We start from the raw sequence: 21,553 nt of genomic DNA on the forward strand, positions 1-21,553 counted from the left end.
TACCCGGCATGCTCATCGGCCCAGCCGCGACGATCCACCCCTGTGCCCACGACGTCGAACGATTCAGCCGGTGACCGTCGCCGCGAGGGTGATCTCCCGGCCCTGCCACCGGGACCGGAGCCGCCGGTCGTGACTCGCGACGACGATGGCGCCCGGCCCGGTGCCCAGCGCCTCCTCCAGTTCGTCGCAGAGCCGCGGCGAGAGGTGGTTGGTGGGCTCGTCGAGCAGGAGCAGCTCCGGCGGGTCGGCGACGAGCACCGCCAGGCCGAGCCGACGGCGTTGTCCGACGGACAGTTCGGCCACCGGACGGTCGAGGTCCGTCGGGGCGAGCAGCCCGAGTGACGACAGCGCCACCACCTCGGCACGTTCCGTGCCGACGGTCGCGTCGAAGACCTGCCGGGCCGTCCGCTGCGCGTCCGGGAAGACGCTGTCCTGGCTGAGCAGGCCAACCCGCAGGTCAGGTCGCCGCCAGACGGCTCCGGTGCAGCTCAGGTTGCCGGCGAGGACGGCGAGCAACGTCGACTTGCCCGCACCGTTGGGGCCACTCACCAGGAGCCGTTCGCGGGCGAGGACCTCAAGGTGCCCCACCCGCAGCCGGCCGGGAACCTCCACCTGGTCTGCCGTGACGATGGCCTCGGTGCCGTCACCGGCGGCGAGAACGGACGCGTGGAAGCGCAACGGCTCCGGCGGCGCGGGGATTTGGGCGCGCTCGATCGTCTCCAGTCGGCGCGCGGCGTCGCGGACGCGACGGGAGATCTGGTTCTGGACGCGGCCGGCGGTGTGCCCGTACCCCATTTTTTCGCTGTCGCGCGGGGCGCGGCCGTGGGCGACCTGGTGCCCCGTCACGGCGGCGGCCTCGCGCAGGTCGGCGAGGAGCGCCTGCTCGTCGTCGTAGCGTCGGCGCCACCGTTCGGCCTCGGCGCGTTTGGCCGCCAGGTACGTGGTGTAGTTGCCGCCGTGGCGGACCGGCCCGTCGACCGCCGGGTCCAGGTCGATGACGTCGGTGCAGACCGCGTCCAGGAAGGCCCGATCGTGACTGGCCACCACGACCACCCCCGGCATGGCGCGGAGCTGCTCCTCGCAGAACGCCGCCGCCGCGTCGTCGAGGTGGTTGGTGGGCTCGTCGAGCAGCAGCGCGGCCGGCCGGCGGATCAGCATCGCCGCGAGGGCGAGGCGGCCACGCTGCCCGCCGGAGAGCGCGGCCAGCCTCCGGTCGTGGGGTATCTCGCCGAGGCCGAGGCCGGCGAGCACCGTCAGGGCACGCCGGTCGGCATCCCAGGCGTCGCGGTCCTGCGCGCGCTCCAGAACCTCGCCGTACGCGGACAGCAACCGGTCGTGTTCCTCGGTGCCCTCCGGCGTTTCGGTGAGCGCCACCGCGGTCCGGTCCAGCTCGGCGAGGTCCGCTCGGGCCTCACGTAGCGCGTCGTCGACGATTCCGGCGACTGTCGCGGACGGGGTGAAGGGCAACTCCTGGTGCAGGAAGCCAAGGTCCGGTGGCCGTACGACGGTGCCGGAGTCGGGTTCGTCGACGCCGGCCAGGACCCGCAACAGGGTCGTCTTGCCGGTGCCGTTCTCACCGATCAGGCCGATCCGGCGACCGGGCGCGGCGGTCAGGGAGACACCGTCGAGCACCCGCCGGGTGCCGCGGGAGCGCACGAGGTCATAAGCGATGAGTGCGGGTCGAACAGACATGGGGACCTCGGGGAAGGGAGATCCGGGCGCACACGGGTGGCCCGGCAGCATGAGCAGGGCATGACGACAGAGCCGCGGCGACGGCGGCGCGATTACGCGCCCGTCGGCGGCTGGTCCGGGTTCTCACCCGGAGATGTCGTCGTCACCTGCCACGCTTGCTCCGATCTCCGGCAATTCGCCCGCAAGAGTAACTCGGCGGCCCCGCTCAGCTCCCGCCCAGCAGCCGGGCGATCGTCGCGGGCTCCGCCAGGTGTGGGAAGTGGCTACCGGGTAGCACGGTCACCACGACCTCCGGCAGGGCCTCCGTCAGCCAGGCCAGGTAACGTGCCGGCGGTTCGGACGAGGTCACCCAGCGGTAGGGGATCCCCCGCCCGCCGATGGACCGCAGATCGCGGTGCCGCTCGATGGCAATTCCCTCGTCGGACCCGTGCAGGATCTCATCCCAGTAGCCCAGCAACAGGTCCGGCCGAGGATCGGTCGCGGTCGTCACGATCTCGCGCGCCTCGGCCGGTAGCGACTCGATGCCCATCCCGGCCAGCATCCCGTCCCACACCCGCCGCCAGTCCGCTCCCCGCAGGGCCGGCTCGGCTTGGCGTACGGCCACACCGAATGGTCCGGGCAGCAGAATCTGGTCCAGATTCACCACCCCACGCACCGGGTAGCGGGCCGCGTACGCCGTGGCGACCACCGCGCCGACCGAATGTCCCACCACGACCGGCTCGGCGAGACCCGCCTCGGTCACCTGCCCGTGCACCACCTCGGCGACCTCCGCCATCCGGTAGGAGGCCCGCCGTGGTGATTCTCCGTGGCCGGGCAGGTCGAGGGTGAGGACCTGCCGCGCAGGATCGATCACCGCGAGCTCGCGCCGCACCGGGTTCCACTGTCGCCGGTCGAACGTGAGGCCGTGCAGCAGCACCAACGGCGGCCGGTTCTCGTCGTCAGTCATTGACGTACCTTTCCTGCGTCCCGACCCGGGCGCTCGCCCGCAGGGAGTCGATGGTGAGGTCGAGGGCCGCCTCAAGATGGTCGATCTTTCCGGTGGAGAGCAGCAGCAGCACGCCGCCCTGGATGCCGGCCAGCAGCGCCGCGGCGGCGCGTTCGGCGTCCACCGCTGCGGCGATGTCGCCGGTCGACTGCATGTGCCGGATGCCCTCGGTGATCGCCTTCTGCCACCGCCACATGAGCCCGGTCACCACGGCCTGCGCGCCCGGCGCACGCCGGCCGGTCTGACCGAGCAGACCGTTGAGTGGGCACTTCACACCCTGGGCGAGGTAACGCTCGATGAGCCGGTCGCGCCACGCCAGCCAGGCCGGCCAGGACGTCAGGTTGCTCAGCATCGGCTCCTGGTCGCTGAGCACCTGGTCGGCCTCGTGCTGGGCCACCGCGAGCAGCAACTCCTCCTTACCGTCGGGGAAGTAGTGGAAGAGCTGACCCTTGCTGGTGCCGGTGTGGGCCATCACGTCCTCGAGGCGTACCTCGTCGACGCCGCGCTCCCGGATCTCGGCGGCCGCGCCGGCGACGATCCGCGCCCGGGTCGCCTCGCCCTTGCGGGTCAACGCCCGTGTCATGAGACCCCCGTCACCGTTTTTCATCCCGGACCTGCCGGTGTCACCCTAGCTCGCACTTTGGACTTGCAGGTCCATTTTTGCCGAGCAAAGGTCTGGAACGCGCGGTCCGCACGGGGCCGGCACGCGATCAGGGGGACGTCAGGATGAACCACTACTACCTACTCGGGCGGTCCGGTCTGCGGGTCAGCCGGCTGGCGCTGGGCACCATGAACTTCGGCGTGGACGGGTTCCACGCCGCGTACGGCAAGACCGAGGAGGAGGCGGAGCCGATCTTCCGCCAGTATCTGGAGGCGGGCGGGAACTTCATCGACACGGCGGACTTCTACACCGCCGGGGAGAGCGAGAAGATCCTCGGCCGCCTGATCGCGCGGGCCGGCGTCCGCGATCGGCTCGTGCTCACCAGCAAGGCCACCAACACCGTCGACCCGACCGACCCGAACGCCAGCGGCAACGGCCGCAAGCACATCATGCGGGCCGTGGAAGCGTCGCTGAGCCGGCTCGGCACCGACTACCTCGACCTGTACCTGCTGCATACCTGGGACCGGATCACCCCGGTCGAGGAGGTCGTGCACACCCTCGACGACCTGGTACGCGCCGGCAAGATCCGGTATGCCGGACTCTCCGACGTGCCGGCCTGGTACGCGGCCCGGGCGCAGAGCTACGCCGAGGCGCACGGGTTGGCTCCAATGATCAACGTGCAGCTCCCGTACTCCCTGGTCAGCCGGGGCATCGAGGCGGAGTTCGTGTCGATGTCGCAGACCCTGGGGATGGGGCTCACCGCGTGGAGCCCGATCGGCGGCGGGCTGCTCAGCGGCAAGTACCGGCGGACCGACGACGGCATGAGCGGGACCGGCCGGTTGACCAACCCCGACGCGGCGGGTCGGGAGATCAGCCCCGGCGACTGGAAGGTCATCGAGGCGCTGGAGAGCGTGGCCGCCGACCTGGGGCGCAGCATGGCCCAGGTCGCGATCAACTGGGTCGCCACCCAGCCCGCCGTCGCCTCGGTGATCGTCGGGGCGAGCAGCCCCGAGCAGCTCGCCAGCAACTTCGGCGCGCTCGACTTCGAGATCCCGGCCGACGCCCGTCGCCGAATCGAGGAGGCCAGCGCCCCGAACCTCGGGCTGCCGTACGCCATGTTCACTCCGCAGTACCAGTCCTGGGTGGTGAGCCCCGGTCTCGGTATCGGCGACAAGCCGGCGGGCTACTCCCCTCCCGTGTTCAACGGCGCGTCTGAGCCCACCAAGTGAAGGAGCCCGACAAGGCGCAGAGCAACGACACCCTTTGTCGTGAGTTCGTCGAGGCGTTCAACCTGGCGCTGTCGGGCGAGGTCGGGCCCTAGGTCAGGCCCGCGGAACAAGGGGCCTTCGCAGCGACAGCGTCACTACGAGGGCCCCCTGTTCCTGCCAACCGGCCGTCAGAGGCTGCCCACCGGCTGGGCCGGCGGGCAGCTGGTCAGGGCCGGCGCTGTTCCGGGAGCTGGTTGCCGTAGTAGGCGCCCGCGCCGTGCTTGCGGGTGAAATGGCGGTCGAGCAGCCACTGTGGTGCGTCGGCGGTGGGGTTCAGGGACAGCGTCTTCAGGGCCATCTCGGCGACCGCCTCGCAGACGATCGCGTTCTCCACAGATTTCAGTGGGTTCGCCGCCCAGGTGAAGGGGCCGTGGTTGGCGGCGAGGGCGACCGGGTTGGCCAGCGCCTCGGTTTCTCCCCCGATGAGCTCGATGATCGCGCGCCCCGTGTTGAGCTCGTATTCATGGGCACATTCGTCGGCCGTCAGGTCCCGGGTGACCCGGATCGGGCCGGCGAAGGTGTCGGCATGCGTGGTGCCGAGCACCGGTACGTCCCGGCGGGCCTGGGCGAAGGCGACGGCGTGCGTCGAGTGGGTGTGCGTCACCCCGCCGACGGACGGCCATTGCAGGTAGAACGCCCGGTGGGTTTCGCTGTCGACGGAAGGCTTGAGCTCTCCGGCGACGACCTGGCCGGTCTCCAGATCCACCGGGACGAGAAGGTCGACCGAGAGGTCCTCATATGCCACGCCGGAAGGCTTGATCACGTAGATGCCCGCGTCCCGGTCGACCCCGCTCACGTTGCCCCACGTCAGCGCGGCGAGGCCGGCTTGGGGGATGAGGCGGTTCGCGGCGAGGACTGCGGCACGTAGGTCGGTGGATCCGGCCGTACTCATCGGAGATGACGCCGTCTTTCAGGCACGCGCGCAGTTTAGACGCGGACGCGGAAGCACGCGGCCCCGTCACCACGGCCTCGTCGACGCTCACTCGTCGGCGCTGGACGTCCGGGCTAGTGGGGACGTCGGCGCCGGATCGCCCTCGTAGAGCGCGATGTACCGCCGGCGTACCTCGGCCCCCTCGGCGCCGAGCGCGGTGAGGTTGAGGATGTTGTGGCCGACACCCAATGTCTCCGGCAGGGTGTGGACCCGGAGCGGGATCGCGTTCGCGTCGGCGATCCGGCGTGGCACGTTGACCGCCGCCGCCAGGTCCACCACACCGTCGAGCGGGCTGATGGCGACCGCCGCGCTCCGCAGACCGGTGCTTCGTGGTTTCGGCAGACCACGCGCGATCGTCAGGTACTGGGTGACGGCGGAGAGGGAGTAGCCGCGCGACGTGACGCGATCCGGGAGGATGCGGCGCCCGTACAACACGATGAGTGGTTTCACCGCGAAGGCCGGCGCCTGGCGAGGATCCGGGCCGAAGAACGGCGACAACAACAGCAGACGGCGTACGACGTCGACCCGGGTCTGGGCCAGCCAGGTGGCGAGCACCGCGCCGCCGGAGATCCCCACGATGCCCACCTCGTCTCCGAGGCCCGCCGCGACGTCCAACGCCTGCGCGGCGTACGCGGTCAGTTCACCGGTCTGGACCCGGTGGTGGGCCCGGCGGTCGACGGTCCCGTGCTGGGGAGCCCGCGGAATCCAGACGTTGTACCCACGGTCGAAGAACTCCTCGGCCAGTCCGTCGTACTGCTCGGGCGCGAGCGTGTATCCGTGCAGCAGCAGCACGACCCTGCCGGTCCGCGAGCCGTGGCTCAACAAGCGGCTGCGCGACTCCGGGCGGACCTCTGCATCCGCCGCGTCGGCCGCGATGACGGCCTCGGCGACGCGGGTGGCGGTGTCGAAATCGAGCGGTTGCGCCGGCGCGATCGACAGCCCACGGCGGCGTACCGGCCAGAGATACAGCCCGGCGACCGCCAGCACGACCAGCGCAAACGCGCCGACGACGAACGCGATGATCTCCGGCATGGAGCAGATGCTGGCAGGGGAGGAAGTCCGAGCCCGCGCAGGGGTGCGCCCCGGTGACAGGGCGCACCCCGATCAGCTATTCCGGAGCGTTCGGCGGCGCGAAGACGACCCGGGAGCGCAACTGCCGAAACCCGGTCCGCTCCAACTCCGCCAGCACCGCTACCTGGTGGGCGTTGACGTCGGCGATGACCTCACGGGCACCACCGGCGGCCAGCACCCGGACCGCCTCGGCCAGCAGCTCGGGTCGAGCCGCCTCGTCGAGCAGGCCCAGGTAGGCGAGGAGCGGGTAGCAGGCTTCCCCGGCCGTGCCGACCAGGCCCACCGGCCTCCCGTCCTCCCGCGCGACGCGCCATTCCTCGGTCGCATCCCCGAGCCAGGCCAGGGGATCCGTGGCCAGGTCGACGCCGCCGACCACCCGCGCGATCTCCACGCCGGTCAGCACGTCCGGCTCGGCGATCCTGGCGACCAGAGCATTGATCTCCGCCGCGTCGGCGGGCGGACGGAAGTCGTAGCGCCCGGAGGACGCCGGCAGGGGCGTGCCCGTCCAGGAGCATCTGAGCCGCTCCCCCCGCTCGATCAGCCCGGCGAGCCGGGCCGCCTCCATCGGCGCCCGCACCACGGCCAGCACCTCTGCTCGACGCCGCCAGTGCGCCGGCAAGGCCGCGTAGTACAGGCCAGGGCCGCCCAGCGCCTCGTGGGCGGCGTGCAGCAGTTCGGCACCCACCTCCGGCTCGGCGTCGAGATCGAACCGGTCCAGCCAGGGGGCACCGACGGCGTCCGGCGGGAGGAGCCAGGCTGCCCGGCCGACCACCCGGCCGGCACGGAGGGCGACCCAGGTGTTCTCGGGCCGGTAGCCGCCGCCGGCGACGCCGTCGGCGTACGCGGTCTGCCGCAGTTGGGGCAGCGGGTCGGGCATCGAATCGAACAGATTTTCCTCGCCCGCGACGAGCGGACGAATGACCAGATCAGTCATGGCTTGGTCCTCCGGGAAGCGAGCGCCCCGGGTCAGGTCCGCGCGGACGCCGGAGCGCGGAGGGGGCGCAGAACATCGGACATTGTTCTGACCTCCTCCCGGCTCGACGGCGTGCCAAAGGACCATACGCGGACTGGTCGTCGGCCCGCAATGGATTGTCACAGCGTCGGGTTGCTCTCCGAGCCACGCCGGTGAGCCCCCTGGTCGAGGACGGCGATGCCGGCCAGGATCAACCCCGTGGCGGCCGCCACGGCGACCGGCGGGAGCAGCACCATCGGTGGTGCCGCCACGACCAGCGCCAGCACGCCGAGGTACAGCATCCGGCAGCGCGGCGTGGTTCGATCGTCCTTCTCCAGAAAGCTCCGCCCGAGCAGGAACAGCACCGGGCCGCCGAAGAGGATGGCCACCAGAGCCCAGTCGATCGGCGGGTGCGGATCCTCGATGATCTGCCCGAAGCCGACCGCGGTGCAGATGATGCCCCCGACGATCAACAGCAGGCTGTAGCTCGCCCACCGGGAGAGACGTGTGCCTTCCCCGCCCGAGGTCGAGGCCTGACCGGATCGGGCGTGGTAGAAGTAGATCCGCCAGAACGAGACCACCGCCAAGAACGCGGCGACGAGGGTGATGCTCCCCTCGGTGGTGAAGCCCGGGGTGCTGACGGCGGCACCGGCTTCGAGCACCACCTCGGCGAGAGCGATCATGAAGAACTGGTTGTACCGCTCGGCGAGGTGTACCTGGGAGACGGTGATGACCCGCGCCCCGCTTAACCGTTTCCCGCCGGGCACCGGCCACGCCGTGGCGGCGCCGAGGAGCTCGACGGCGAGGGCGAGGGACCAGAAGACGCCCCGACCGAGCCCGCCGCTGATGCCGCCACCGATCCAGAGCACGGCGGACGCCGTGTGCCAGGCCAGCACCCGGCTCGCGAACACCCGACCCGGGTGGCCGCGCAGGGCGAACGTCAGCAGGAGCGGTCGGCCGACCTGAATGAAGACGTAGGTGCAGGCGAAGACGACGCCGCGCTCGCCGAACGCCTCCGGCAACGAGACAGCCAGGACCAACGTGCCGAACATCGTCACCAACAGAACGGCCTGCAGGTCAGGGCGCCGAGGGTCGTAGGTGCTCGCCAGGAGAGCGTTGAGCGACCAGATCATCCACATCGCCGTGAAGAACAGCACCGTCTGGCCCGCCTCGGACAGCAGCGTGTGCCGGACGATGGTCAGGTCGTCCGCCACCCGACCGGCGAGCCGGGCGAGCGCGAAGACGTAGACGATGTCGAACAGCAGCTCCAGGACGGTCGCCGAGGGGGTGCTCCGGCTGTCCCCGAGCCCGCGGAACCAGGTGGGTCTCAGCACGGATCGCCAATCTGTTCCACCTCAACACCTTTGGCGTACCTTATCGCCTTATATGAGGGCTCCTGATAGTTTTGGCTGATACCCGGTCGACTCATGCCACCGTCGCGTATCGAGCGCGTGAAGACTCCGACGTCCGCTGTCTAGGACGCGTGAAGATCCTTGTCCGGAGCTGGTCGGATGCGATCTGCTGGACGACGTCGGGGTGAAGGACCACCCCGAGCGAGGTGAGAGTGACGATGGCGGCTAGGTCCAAGCGGCGCAGCCCGGCGGGCGTGTACGAGCCCGGCCGTGGCGCGTGGACGGTTGGTGCGGCCCAGACAGCGCCCGAGCGTCCCCCGCGACCGGGCTGCGTCCGCCCGTAGCCAGGGCGCTCTCACCGCGTCGCGCGGGCGGGCCGGGTCGGTTCGACCTGGCCCGCCGCGCCCTCATCGGCGGTACGCCGGATCATGCGTGCCGTCACCCCCCGGTACGAGCGCGGGTCGACGGGGAACAGCCACTGCCGGGCCCGGGTCAGCGGGCCGAGGTTGAGGCCCAGTTCGTTGAGCACCTCGTCGATGTTGTGCATCGAGAACGGGATGATGTTCGTGCCGCGGGCGTGTCGCCCGTTGGTGCGCGCCGCCATCCAGGTCAGGCGGGTGTGCACCTCGTCGCGCATCCGACCCTCGGTCGGCAGGTCGATCCCACCCCGCAGGTACGCGGCCGTCCAGACCGCCGCCATCTCTGCGCTGAGCGGGCTGAAGAACGACGAGTTGTAGCCGGCGAACGTCAGCCGCGGCACACCGATCGGCAGGATCTGGCGGTAGAGCATGAAGTTGCCCGCCTCGTCCTGCAGCCGGGCGTGCAGGGCGTCGTCGAAGAACGGCACGTGCTGGCGGAAGCCGGTGCCACAGATCACCAGGTCGGCGGGGAGCACCGTACCGTCGGCGAGGCGGGCGGCCGGTCGGCCTCCGTCGACCAGGAGTTCCTTGATCACCTGGTCGCGGTGCACGGCGATGCGGCCGTCGGTGACGCGCTCGAAGAAGCCCTCCGTGGCGAGGCTGACCGTGCTGCGGGCGATGTCCTCGAAGCTGCCGTTCGGCACGAGACCCAGCTCGCGCAGTTTGAGCTGCCTGGTCGCGACCGATCCGACGCTGTCGACCATGCGTCCGCGCAGACCGTTCCCCGGGCCGTGCAGGAACCGCTCGAAGCCCTTGAGGTTGATGTAGCGGAACAGCGCCTCACCCATCCGGGTGAGGAGCAGGTACTTGTAGTTGAGCGCCCCGCCGAGTTTGCGGGGCATCTTCCAGAGCAGTTCGCGGGCCACGACGTGGGTCTGGGCGGCGACATCGCTGAGCGGGATCGCCACGTCGCAGGACGACTTGCCGTAGCCGACGACGAGGACGTTCCTGCCTCGGGCCGCCTCGATGTCGTGGAACTCCCCCGCCGCCAGCACGCGTCCACCGGCGGCGGCGAAGGTCGCGTGACCGTCGAACGACGGGACGAGCGGGTCGGAGAAGATGCCGTTGGCGACGACGAGGTGGTCGTACCGTTCCACTATCACCGGGTCCTGGGCGCCCGCCGGCCGCGACGCGATCAGCCACCCGGTCTCGTCGTTGACGAGTTCGGCGGAGGCGACCTCGGTGGACAGGCGCAGCACGGTGGCGAGCCCGAACTTCTCCACGTAGCTCTCGAGATACTCCTGCACCTGCTCACCCGACGGCCACTGCGGGTAGTGGGCGGGCATCGGCAGGTCGGAGAGGTGGTAGGTGCCCTTGTCGTTCTGGGTGTGCAGCCCGGGATAACGCCGGGTACGACTCCACACCCCACCGACGTCGGGTGCCTTCTCGAACACGGTGACGTCGAATCCGCTCTGCCGCAGCACCTTCGCTGCGCTCAGACCGGCGAACCCAGCGCCGACGACGGCAATCCTCATGGTCTCCTCCGGAGTGCGTGGACCACTGCTGCGAATCGCGGCAGCGTGGTGAGCGCACGCTAACGAGCAGGCCGCAGAGGTCGCTATCCGTTGCGCGCGGGATGTGTCCACTACGCGCAGCGGGCCCCGATCCGTGTCGGGTCTGCGGCTTTGCGGCACTGTCCTTCCCGGTCACGCCTTATGGTCGGCGCACCAGGGCGCCCAGGAGGTGTCGGATGGATGCCGTGACGGTCCGGACGGACGACGTCGATCGGGCTCGTGCCGAGGTGGGCAGGGTCTTCTGTCCGCACCGGCTCATCCCGCAGGCGGGCGTGCGCAGCGTTCAACTCCGAATGGCGGCACGCCGGGTGGGCGGGGTGGGTGTCATCGACCTCGACTACGGGCAGGCGGTCCGGATCCAACCCCCCGCCCTGGACACCTTCTATCTCGTCCAGATCCCCCGCGCCGGCAGCACGGTGGTCCGGCACGCCGGACACACCGTGACCTCGACACCCGGCGTCGCCTCCGTCCTCTCCCCGTACGACCCGTCGGACATGCACTGGTCCGGGGGGTCGCCACACCGGATCTTCTACGCCGACCGGCGCGCCGTCGACCGGGAACTCGCCCGCCTCCTGGGCCGCCCGGTGGACGACCCGGTCCGCTTCGACGTCGGCATGGTGATGACCACGTCGACCGCGCAGGCGTGGGCCCGCGGGGTGGCGTTCCTCGCCGACGAGTTGTCACAGCCGGCGGACGCGTCCCTGTTCGACCACCCGCAGGTCGCCGCCCGCTTCGAACAGGGGCTCATCGGCCAGCTGTTGCTGGCCCACCGGCACACCCATTCCGACCTGCTCGCCGAGCCGGACCACCACCCCAACCCCGGGCGCCTCGTCCGCCGGGCCTGCGCCCTGATCTCCGACCACCACGACGAGGCACTGACCGTCGGTGATGTCGCCCAGGCGCTGCGGGTGAGCGTACGGACGCTGCAGGACTGCTTCCGCCGGGAGTTGCGGACCACTCCGACGGCGTACCTGCGGGCCTGCCGCCTGGACGCGGCCCATCGGATGCTGCGCGCGGCCGAGCCAGGGGCGTCCGTGACCACCGTCGCGCTGCAGCACGGCTTCGTGCACCTCGGCCGGTTCGCGACCGAGTATCGGACGCGATTCGGGGAGTCACCGTCCGCGACACTGCGTCGCTGACCTGGCCGTCCCGCATCGTACCGTCCCGGCCGTGCGCTGGGGCACCAGCCGAGACGGTACGACACCGAGGGCGTCAGGTCAGCCGACCGACCCCGGCACCCGCGGTGACCAGGGTCGGAACATTCGCCGCGGGGTCGAGCTGGTACGGGTAGTAGGTACGCGGCTCGACGACCGTGCCGGCGGTTTCGGGCTGGCCGGAGTTGACGAAGACGTTGCCGCGCTGCACGGCACGGCCGGGCCCGCTGTCGGCGTACCCGCTCGCGGAGTGCAGCGGGTACGGGACGTCCCGGAAATAGTTGGCCTCGACCAGGACACCGGCGTTCTCCGTCGACGCGACGCCGTAGAGGGCGTTGCCGAGGAAGTAGTTGTTGTAGACGTGCACCGGATCGCCGAACCGGACCCGGGGATGGCGTTGGCGGCTGTGGTCGAAAAAGTTGTGGTGGATGCTCACCTTCAAGTGCCCGATGTCAGTGGACGCCGCGCCGTCGGAATGTCCGATGAGCATGCTCTTGTCGGCGTGGTCGAAGTGGTTCCAGGAGACGGTCACGTAGTCGGCACCCCGCACGATGTCGACCGAGCCGTCGATCGCGCCGGCGAAGCGGTTGTGGTCGATCCAGATGTGGTGGGAGTTCTGCCCGATGTTGACCGCGTCGTCTTCGGCCTCGATGAAGTTGATGTTGCGAACGATCACGTTGTACGACCGGTAGAAGTCCAGCCCGCCACCGGTGATCTCGGCGTTCCCGACGCCGATGATCGTCTTGTTCGGCCGCACCCCCTGCTTGCTGCTGATCCGGATCACGCCGCTGACCTGGATGACCATCGGTCCGATGGTGTCGATGTAGTCGAGGAAGTCCGCCGCGTTGGTCGCGGTGACCACCGGGCCGCCGGCCCCGCCGGTCGTACCGTTCTGACCGAGCGCGACGACGCTGGCGAACCCGTCCGGCTGACTGGCCGGCACCGCGCTCGGCGAGGCAGCGGTGAGCGTCGACGGCAGCCTGCCCACCCCGGCGCCCGCCGGAACGGTGGTCGGTACGTCGGCGGCGGGGGTGAGCTGGTACGGGTAGTAACCGCGCGGATCCGGAACGGTGCCACGGGTCTCAATCGGATGGTTGCAGGCGACGAGGATGTTTCCCCGTGCCACGATCCGGCCCAGGTCGCCACTGAAGTCCACCCGGCCGGGGTTGTTCACGGAGTAGAAGTAGTTGTTCTCCATGAGCACGGCGGCGTCGTAGGTGGACGCGACGCCGTAGCTGTTGTCGTAGTAGTAGTTGTTGTAGACGTGCGCCAACGCGGAGAATCGCACCCGGGGGTTGCGCTGGTCGGAACGGTTGAAGTAATTGTGGTGATAGGTGACCCGCAACCGGCCTGTGTCCTGCGGGCCGGCATCCTCGTCATGGCCCAGCAACAACGTCTTGTCATGATCGTGGAAGTGATTCCAGGAGACGGTCACAAAATCGGATCCCCGTTTGATGTCCACCGCGCCGTCATCGCCATTGGAGAACTCGTTGTGGTCGATCCAGATGTGGTGCGAGAACATCTGCACGTTGATCAGGTCGTCGCTCGCGCCGGTCAGGTGCAGATTTCGGATGATGATGTTGTGTACCGCGTTCGCCGGCGGTGCGGTGACGTCGTCGTCGACCGGCACACCGATGTTCAGCCCACCGCCGGAGAGCTTGGCGGTGGCACCGATGCCGACGATGGTCTTGTCCGAGGCGACGTCGTACATCCCGTCGCTACTGCCGGCGGGCAGGTTGATGGTGCCGGCGACCTGGATGACATAGGGCCCCGGCCGGGCGATGTAATCCAGGAACTGGACGGTGGTGGCGACGGTGACGGTCGGTCCGCCGGCCCCGCCGGTGGTGCCGTCCTGGCCGAGCGCCGCGACGCTGGCGAAACCGTCAGCGGGACCGGCCACAGCACTGGTGACCGGGTCCACCGACGCGGCAGCAGGGGTGGCTTTGGCCAGCCCAGGAGGAGTGAGCAGGACGGCGACGAGGCCGACGGCGGCGAGTGACCACCAGCGCGACGGGAGACGGCGAGCGGAAGTGGAGCGCATCTGGCTGCCTTTCGCGGGACGAATCGCGGACCGGGCGGGGGTCCGACGGGCCGCAGCGGCGAGCCCGAGCCGGTCCGTGACGCCTGGACGTCGGCGACACGAGGCATGGGCGAGCGCCGGATCGGCCGGCGATCCGTGGCGGTGGGGGTGAGGGCGGAAAGCGCTTTCCGGCACCCATGCTAGACAGGACAATTGATCCATGTCAATCAACTGATCATCACTTCCTGCAAACGGTTGCCGCATTGATCACGGACTACTTCTGTGATCTCGTGGCCGCCGAAGCGCGGACGCGGCCCCCGCACCCTCATCAATGCGGATAAATGCCGCAGGTTCACTGTTGGGCATTGACGTTGATCAAGCTTCTGTGCTTCCTTCGCTGCAAACCTTTGCAGGCACGGGAGGTGGATATCGGCGCCAGTCAGGCCCATCGGCCGAGGCCTCCCCGTCCGGCTGCCGCGCCACCAACGCACCGCACGGCGGGCTGTCCAGCGGGTGCCGCCGAGCGCCGATCGGCGCTCACGGCCGGACACGCACCACGGACGGCTCGGCTGATCGGCGCATGGCGGCGCCGAGCATCGACAGCTGAACTCCAGCCGCCGCGAGAAAATCGCTGAGCGGCCGCAAAGAATGGGCATTACTGCCCGGTGAGAATCGGGCCGAATGCCGATCAGCTCGGCTGCCAGCGGCCGGGCAATACACAATGCCCAAATAGCCTGCAACATACCTGCACATTCAATGCATTGACTCTTGCCAGTACGTCTCCCTACCGTTTGTGTATGGCTCATTTCATATCCGTTACGCCCTCGGATTCCTGAAGCCGCCACCACCACCAGGGAGGCCCACGATGACATCAATGAACCCTCGGGGCCGGCCGGGGCCGCGGCTGATCGCCGCGACACTGGCCGCCGGAGCGCTCGCCGCCGCAGCCGTGCTCATCGCCACCCCACCCGCCTTCGCCGACACGCTGTTCAGCGACGATTTCTCCGACGGCAACTCGACCGGCTGGTCGCGGTCCGGGGGCAGCTGGTCGGTCGTGACCGACGGCTCACTGGCCTTTCGGCAGTCCGGCGCCAGCAGCGATGCCCGGGCGTTGACCCCAGCCCCGGGCTGGGCGGACTACGGCGTCCAGGCGCGGGTCAGACCCACCGGGTTCGGCGGTACGAACCGGCACGTCGGGGTGATCGCCCGGGCGCAGAACAGCAGCAGCTACTACGCGTTGGCGGTCACCGCCAGCGGCGGCATCCAGCTGCTCAAGCGGTCCGGCGGCGACCCGGTGGCGCTCGACTCGGCCGCCGGCGGCGTGACCACCGGCAGCTGGGCCACGCTCCGTCTGGAGGCCGTGGGCTCGACACTGCGGGGCTACGTCAACGGCACGTTGGTGGTCGAGGCGACCGACGGCGCGTTCGCCGCCGGTCGCGCCGGACTCGCCACGTCGTACGCCAGCGCCTCCTTCGACGATGTCAGGGTGGACACGGAGACCGGGGCGCCTGGGGAACCGCCGGGCGAGCCGACGCTGCCGCCCACCGAGCCACCGCTGGATCCAGGCGCACCGCCGATCGGCTTCGCGTCGGTGAACGCCCTCGGCCAGAACGGCACCACCGGTGGCGCGGGCGGTCCGACCGTCACCGTCGACACCGCCGCCGAATTCCTCGCCGCGATCGGCACCGCCGGCGCGTTGAACATCCGGGTCAACGGTGTGATCGCGCTACCCGGTCCGATGCACGACGTCACCTCGGACAAGACGATCGTCGGCGTGGGCGCCGGGTCGGGCATCACCGGCGGCGGCCTGAACATCGGCCTGCCGGTGAGCACCGCGACCAGCCCACCCGCCAACGCCGTGCACAACGTGATCGTCCGCAACCTGAACTTCCGCAACACCGTGGACGACGCGATCAACGTGCAGATGTTCTCGCACCACATCTGGATCGACCACAACGACCTGGCGTACGGCTACGACGGGCTGATCGACATCAAGCGCGGCGCCAGCTACGTCACGGTCTCCTGGAACCACACCCACCACCACACGAAGAACATGCTGCTCGGACACGACGACAGCAATGCCGCCCAGGACACCAGCTATCTGAAGGTGACCTACCACCACAACTGGTTCGACCGGACGCCGCAGCGCAATCCGCGCGTCCGCTTCGGCGAGCCGGTGCACGTGTTCAACAACTACTTCGTCTACAACACCGACGTCGGGGTCGCCTGCCAGCTCAACTCCGGATGCGTCGTTGAGGGCAACTACTTCGAGGACGTCGAGGTTCCGTGGTCGATCAGCTACGCCGGGTCCAAGGGTCGGCTGATCGCCCGGAACAACGTGCTCGCCGGCACCAGCGAGCCGGGTGACGCGGGTGGCTCCGTGCAGGAGCCGAGCACCTACTACCCCTACACCGTCACCGATCCGAGCACGATCAAGTCGGTCGTCTCGGCCGGCTCGGGCACCGGAAAGCTCGGCTACTAGCAGTGGCGGCCGGGGCCGGTCGCCCAGCACCAGCCCCGGCACCAAGGGACGACGCCACTCCGATATATCGATGTAGATCGATTTGATGCCCACGTTCCTGGGCTGACCACCACCAAGGAGGTTCCGTGCACACCACCGAAACCTGGCGAAGGCATCGCCGAGGTCTCCTGATCGCGATCGGGGCCGCGCTCGCCGCGGTCGCGCTCGTCCTTGGCATGGGGGCCACCGGCGCCTACGCCGACACCCTCTTCACCGACGACTTCGAGGACGGCAACGCCACCGGTTGGACCACCTCCGGCGGCAGTTGGTCGGTCGCCACCGACGGATCCCGGGTCTACCGGCAGTCCGGCACCAGCAGTGACGCCCGCTCGTTGGCCGGCACGGCGAGCTGGACTGACTACTCGGTCCAGGCCACCGCCAAGCCGACCGCCTTCAACGGCTCCAACCGCTTCGTCGCCCTGTTGGCCCGGGCGCAGAGCAGCACCAGCTACTACTACCTGGCTCTGCGCAGCAACAACACCGTCGAACTCAAGCGGCTCAGCGGCGGCTCCGGCACCACGCTGGACAGCGCGGCCGTCACGGTGACCGTCGGCACCGCGTACACCCTGCGGATCGACGTTGCCGGCAACTCGCTCAAGGGCTACGTCAACGGCACGCTGCTGACCGAGGCCACGGACAGCCAGTTCGCCAGCGGCCGGATCGGCGTGGCCACCTTCAACGCCAGCGCGAACTTCGACAACGTCCAGGTCACCGCCACTGTTCCCGACCCGGACCCGACCGACCCGACGGATCCGCCCGGCAACCCGGGCCCGAACGTGGCCGACGGCTGGGCCTCGGTCGACGCCTGGGGTCAGAACGGCACCACCGGCGGTGCCGGTGGGCCGACCGTCACGGTGACCACCGCCGCGCAGTTCATCACCGAGGCCGCCTCGGCCGGACCGAAGATCATTCAGGTGAACGGGCTGCTCGCGCTGCCCGGCCCGATGCACGAGGTCAGCTCCGACAAGACGATCGTCGGTCTCGGCGCCAACTCGGGCTTCACCGGCGGTGGCCTCAACATCGGCCTGCCAATCGACAACGCGGTCACCAGCCCGCCCGCGAACGCCGTCAACAACGTCATCATCCGGAACCTCAACTTCCGCAACTGGGCGGACGACGCCATGAACGTCCAGATGTTCTCCCACCACATCTGGATCGACCACAACACCTGGACCACCGGCTCGGACGGCGGCCTCGACATCAAGCGCGGCTCGTCGTACGTGACGGTGTCCTACAACCACGCCGACGGCACCAACAAGAACATGCTGCTCGGGCACGACGACGGCAACGCCGCCCAGGACACCGGGCGGCTGAAGGTCTCCTACCACCACAACTTCTTCGACGAGACCCGCCAGCGCAACCCCCGGGTCCGTTTCGGCGACCAGGTGCACGTCTACAGCAACTACTACCTCAACACCGGTGACTACGGCGTCGCGGCCACCGAGAACTCCGGCGTGATCGTCGAGGGCAACTACTTCGAGAACGTCGACGACCCGTACCACCTGGCCGAGGCCGACTCCGGCCCCGGGAGGCTGGTCGCTCGGAACAACTGCCTGGTCAACACGGGCGCGGGCGAGACCGGGGGCACCGTCACGAATCCGTCGTACTCGTACACCATCACCACCGCCTGCGACATCAAGGCCGTCGTGACCGCGCAGGCCGGAGTCGGCAAGGTCGGCCTGCCGGGCGGGCCGACCACCCCGACCCCGACCACCCCGCCGCCGACCACCCCGCCGCCGACCACCCCTCCCCCGACCACCCCGCCGCCGAACCCGCCGCAGACCGGCCTCGTCGGCTGGGCCACCCAGAACGGCGGCACCACCGGCGGCGCGGCGGGCCAGACGGTCACCGTCTCCGACGGCCAGGCGCTCGCCGACGCCCTGGAGTCGGCGTCACCGTTGGTCATCCGGGTGCAGGGCTCGCTCAGCATGCCGGACACGATGAACGACGTCCGCTCCAACAAGACCGTGCTCGGCGTCGGCAACGCCACGCTGGACAACGGACTGAACGTCAGCAGTGCCACCAACGTCATCATCCGTAACCTCACGTTCCGGGGCTGGGACGACGACGCGGTGAACGTGCAGAATTCGCGCAACGTCTGGATCGACCACAACACCTTCGACGGCGGCTACGACGGCGCGTTGGACATCAAGCGCGAGTCCGACTTCGTGACCGTCTCCTGGAACCGGGTCACGAACCACACCAAGAGCATGCTGCTCGGGCACGACGACGGACACACCGCCGACATCGGACACCTGCGGGTGACGTACCACCACAACTGGTTCGACGGCAGCAAGGAGCGGCACCCCCGGGTCCGGTTCGGTGACCCGGTACACGTGTTCAACAACTACTACTACAACGCGGACTACGGCGTCGCGTCCACCATGGGCGCCGGGGTGCTCGTCGAGGGGAACTCCTTCGAGAACGTGACCCGGCCCACCGCCGTCGGCTACGCCGAGTCGGACCCGGGTGACCTTGTCCAGCGGAACAACGTCTTCGTCAACTCCGGTGCGCCGGAGAGCGCGGGTGACGTCGCCGCCATCCCGTACTCCTACCAACTCGACGCCGCCAGCGGCGTCAAGGCGACCGTCACCGCGGGTGCCGGCGCCGGACGCATCACCGTCTGACCGAGCCACGCAGGTGGGGCGGCGGTCCCCGGACCGTCGCCCCAGCCCTGCGTAGGAAGCCGATCCGGTCAGACCGCGCCGAGTCTCGTGGCGCTAGCCGAAGGTACGCCGTAGCGGTGGCCGAAAGGTGGATCGAGCACCGAGCGGGGCAGTGACCGGGCCCGCCCGTTCGAGGCCGTGCCGACGAAACTGTTATCCCGGTATGGCCGGCCAGTCTCCTGAGGGGAGGCGCTGGTGGCGATCAACCACCACACCTCACTCAGTTAGCGGTGCGACCACGTGAAGGAGCGGAAGCGATGCGCGGAACCGGTGACGGCCGAGCCGACACCTCGAAGGTGACCCGGGGCGTCCACGCGGAGCCCCGACGCGGGCTGCGTGGTCACCTCCCGTTCGGCGCGAAGCGCCTGCTGTGGCCCCTCGCCGTGGCCGCGGTGGTCGCCGTACTGGTGACCGGGGTGATCGTCGTGGTGCAACCGACCGGGCCCGCGCCCGCCCCCGCGGCGACGCAGGCGGTCGACGCGCTGCCGCCGACGAGCCCGGGACCCGGCCCGTCCACCGCGACCACGCCCACTGCCACGACGAGCCCGGCGGGGGTGACCCCGACGCCCACGACCACCCCGACGGTGAAGCCGACCACCGGCCGTCCGGTTGCCCCGGCGGCGCCAGCGGTGAGCTCGAAGCGCAAGGGCGTCGGTGTGTGGACCTTCGACGGCGTCAGCGCGGCGCTGGCCAGCTCCGGAGCGAGTTGGTACTACACCTGGGACGTGGCCCACCAGGGCGTCACCAGCCCGAAGAACTCCGAGTTCGTTCCGATGATCTGGGGGGCGAAGAGCGTCACCGCCAACAATCTGCAGCAGGCCAAGAAGAACGGCCGCTACCTGCTCGGGTTCAACGAGCCGGACCTGGCTGGCCAGGCGGAGATGACCGTCGAGCAGGCCTTGGAGCTGTGGCCGCAGTTGCAGGCCACCGGCCTTCCGCTGGGCAGCCCGGCGGTGGCCTGGGGCGGTGACCGGCCGGGCGAGTGGCTCGACCGTTTCATGGCCGGCGTCAAGCAGCGCGGTTACCGGGTCGACTTCATCGCCCTGCACTGGTACGGCGGAGACTTCACCACCGCCAACGCGGTCAACCAGCTCAAGTCGTACCTCCAGGCGGTGCACGACCGCTACAAGCTGCCGATCTGGCTCACCGAGTTCGCGCTGATCGACTTCGCCAACGGCGTTCGCTTCCCGACCCAGGCACAGCAGGCCGCGTTCCTCACCGCGGCGACCCGGATGCTGGGCGGCCTGTCCTGGCTGCACCGGTACGCCTGGTTCGGCCTGCCCGCCACGGACAAGGACCAGACCGGGCTGTTCCGTACCGGTAGCGAAGCGACCGCCGTCGGCCGCGCCTACCAGGCGGCCCGCTGACCTACACCTGGCCCACGTGGTCCCGCCAGGAGTGGCGCGGTTCGTAGCCCAGCACCCGCCGCGCCTTGTCGATGCTGAGCAGGGTCTCGTGCTCGCCCAACTCCTTACGGATCTCCACACCCGGGTAGATCTCGGCCATCAGGCTGGCGCTGGACCTCGTCATGACCGTGTCGGCGTTGGCGATGACGAAGACGTCGGCACCGGGCTGATCGTGGGCGAGCGCCCGCTCGACCGCCTGGGCACCGTCGCGGGCGTCGATGTAGCCCCACAGGTTCCACCGCCGCAGTCGCGGGTCGGCGTCGAACGACGGGAACGGCGCGTAGTCCTCGACGTCCATCACGTTGGAGAAACGCAGACCCACCATGACCAGCTCCGGGTCCCACCGGCAGAAGTGCCGCGCCATCTCCTCCTCAAGGGCCTTGTTCAGGGAGTACGTCGACTCCGGCCGCGGCGCGTACTCCTCGTCCACCGGCGCGTACGGCGGCGGGGTGTCGAACGGCAGCCCGAGCACCGTCTCACTCGACGCCCACACGACCCGCTTGATCCCGGCCGCCCTGGCGGCGGCGAACACGTTGTACGTGGCGGCGGAGTTGTTCGCGAACGTCGTCGCGTTCGACATCAGCCCGGGGGCCGGGACGGCCGCCAGATGCACGATCGCGTCGACCCCGCCGGCGTGCTCGTCGGCGCCCCCGGTAAACGCCTCCACCACCTGCCCGTAGTCGGTCAGGTCGACGAGGAGGAACTCGCCGGCCACGTCGCGCGGGTCGCGACCGCCGGCGCGGTCCACCGCCAGCACGTCGACGCCAACGGCGCGCAGGTGGGCGACGACGGCGCGACCGAGCTTGCCGGTGGCGCCGGTGACGACGACACGTCTGGGCAGTGCGGATGTACTCATGACCCACATCCTCTCCGGGGGCCGCCGGAGCCGCACCGGCGGGTGGGGCTCCGGCCAGGCCTGGCGACCAGGTACCCGGTGACCCAGCCGGCGGGCACGACGGGCGAGCCGCCCCACCGCGCCGAGCAGCCGAGCACCGGGCGGC

At 69.8% G+C, this 21,553-nt stretch carries 15 protein-coding genes; 5 read left to right on the top strand and 10 right to left on the bottom strand.

Features of this window, described 5'->3' with window-relative positions; genetic code table 11:
* Positions 1-63: 63 nt before the first annotated feature.
* The 3 genes from HNR20_RS01970 to HNR20_RS01980 all read right to left on the bottom strand — a co-directional run bounded on the left by HNR20_RS01970 (position 64) and on the right by HNR20_RS01980 (position 3,260).
* Positions 64-1,692: an ABC-F family ATP-binding cassette domain-containing protein gene (locus HNR20_RS01970; protein ID WP_184175917.1), complete on the bottom strand. Its 1,629-nt coding sequence runs from the start codon at positions 1,690-1,692 to the stop codon at positions 64-66.
* Between the two features lie 205 nt (positions 1,693-1,897).
* Positions 1,898-2,638, bottom strand: a complete 741-nt coding sequence (locus HNR20_RS01975) for an alpha/beta fold hydrolase (RefSeq protein WP_184175919.1) — start codon at positions 2,636-2,638, stop codon at positions 1,898-1,900.
* Positions 2,631-3,260: a TetR/AcrR family transcriptional regulator gene (locus tag HNR20_RS01980; RefSeq protein WP_184175921.1), complete on the bottom strand. Its 630-nt coding sequence runs from the start codon at positions 3,258-3,260 to the stop codon at positions 2,631-2,633. Before HNR20_RS01980 ends, HNR20_RS01975 begins: the two co-directional genes overlap by 8 nt.
* Positions 3,261-3,403: 143 nt before the next feature.
* Here HNR20_RS01980 and HNR20_RS01985 point away from each other — a divergent pair, with 143 nt between their 5' ends.
* Positions 3,404-4,507, top strand: coding sequence for an aldo/keto reductase (locus HNR20_RS01985; RefSeq protein WP_184175923.1), 1,104 nt, complete (start codon positions 3,404-3,406; stop codon positions 4,505-4,507).
* 205 nt (positions 4,508-4,712) lie between these two features.
* Here the strand turns inward: HNR20_RS01985 and araD are convergent, their stop codons facing one another.
* The 5 genes from araD to HNR20_RS02010 all read right to left on the bottom strand — a co-directional run bounded on the left by araD (position 4,713) and on the right by HNR20_RS02010 (position 10,746).
* Positions 4,713-5,438, bottom strand: a complete 726-nt coding sequence (gene araD / locus HNR20_RS01990; protein WP_184175925.1) for an L-ribulose-5-phosphate 4-epimerase AraD — start codon at positions 5,436-5,438, stop codon at positions 4,713-4,715.
* A gap of 87 nt (positions 5,439-5,525) precedes the next feature.
* Positions 5,526-6,509, bottom strand: a complete 984-nt coding sequence (locus tag HNR20_RS01995; RefSeq protein WP_184175927.1) for an alpha/beta hydrolase — start codon at positions 6,507-6,509, stop codon at positions 5,526-5,528.
* 76 nt (positions 6,510-6,585) lie between these two features.
* Positions 6,586-7,482, bottom strand: a complete 897-nt coding sequence (locus HNR20_RS02000; RefSeq protein ID WP_184175929.1) for an acetyltransferase — start codon at positions 7,480-7,482, stop codon at positions 6,586-6,588.
* Between the two features lie 158 nt (positions 7,483-7,640).
* On the bottom strand, positions 7,641-8,834 hold the full coding sequence (locus HNR20_RS02005; RefSeq protein ID WP_184175931.1) for a low temperature requirement protein A: 1,194 nt from the start codon (positions 8,832-8,834) through the stop codon (positions 7,641-7,643).
* Positions 8,835-9,207: 373 nt separating this feature from the next.
* Positions 9,208-10,746 (bottom strand): flavin-containing monooxygenase, encoded by a 1,539-nt coding sequence (locus HNR20_RS02010; RefSeq protein ID WP_184175933.1) that lies wholly within the window; start codon positions 10,744-10,746, stop codon positions 9,208-9,210.
* 215 nt (positions 10,747-10,961) lie between these two features.
* On the opposite strand from HNR20_RS02010, the gene HNR20_RS02015 reads away from it, so the two are divergent.
* The gene (locus HNR20_RS02015) at positions 10,962-11,924 is read left to right on the top strand and encodes an AraC family transcriptional regulator (RefSeq protein WP_184175935.1); all 963 of its coding nucleotides are present in this window, start codon (positions 10,962-10,964) and stop codon (positions 11,922-11,924) included.
* A gap of 73 nt (positions 11,925-11,997) precedes the next feature.
* Here the strand turns inward: HNR20_RS02015 and HNR20_RS31845 are convergent, their stop codons facing one another.
* Positions 11,998-13,980 carry a pectate lyase family protein gene (locus HNR20_RS31845; RefSeq protein WP_221309661.1) on the bottom strand — a complete coding sequence of 661 codons (1,983 nt, stop codon included), beginning with the start codon at positions 13,978-13,980 and terminating at the stop codon, positions 11,998-12,000.
* 844 nt (positions 13,981-14,824) lie between these two features.
* On the opposite strand from HNR20_RS31845, the gene HNR20_RS02030 reads away from it, so the two are divergent.
* The 3 genes from HNR20_RS02030 (at position 14,825) to HNR20_RS02045 (ending at position 20,513) form a co-directional block, all read left to right on the top strand.
* On the top strand, positions 14,825-16,441 hold the full coding sequence (locus HNR20_RS02030) for a pectate lyase family protein (protein ID WP_229687485.1): 1,617 nt from the start codon (positions 14,825-14,827) through the stop codon (positions 16,439-16,441).
* A 125-nt stretch (positions 16,442-16,566) separates the two neighbouring features.
* Complete coding sequence (locus HNR20_RS32055) at positions 16,567-19,107, top strand: pectate lyase family protein (protein ID WP_229687486.1); 2,541 nt, start codon at positions 16,567-16,569, stop codon at positions 19,105-19,107.
* 296 nt (positions 19,108-19,403) lie between these two features.
* The gene (locus HNR20_RS02045) at positions 19,404-20,513 is read left to right on the top strand and encodes a glycoside hydrolase family protein (RefSeq protein ID WP_184175937.1); all 1,110 of its coding nucleotides are present in this window, start codon (positions 19,404-19,406) and stop codon (positions 20,511-20,513) included.
* 1 nt (position 20,514) lies between these two features.
* On the opposite strand, the gene HNR20_RS02050 is transcribed toward HNR20_RS02045, so the two are convergent.
* The gene (locus tag HNR20_RS02050; protein ID WP_184175939.1) at positions 20,515-21,408 is read right to left on the bottom strand and encodes an NAD-dependent epimerase/dehydratase family protein; all 894 of its coding nucleotides are present in this window, start codon (positions 21,406-21,408) and stop codon (positions 20,515-20,517) included.
* Positions 21,409-21,553 lie beyond the last annotated feature (145 nt).

The sequence above is a fragment of the Micromonospora parathelypteridis genome (genome assembly GCF_014201145.1).
GTDB lineage: Bacteria > Actinomycetota > Actinomycetes > Mycobacteriales > Micromonosporaceae > Micromonospora > Micromonospora parathelypteridis.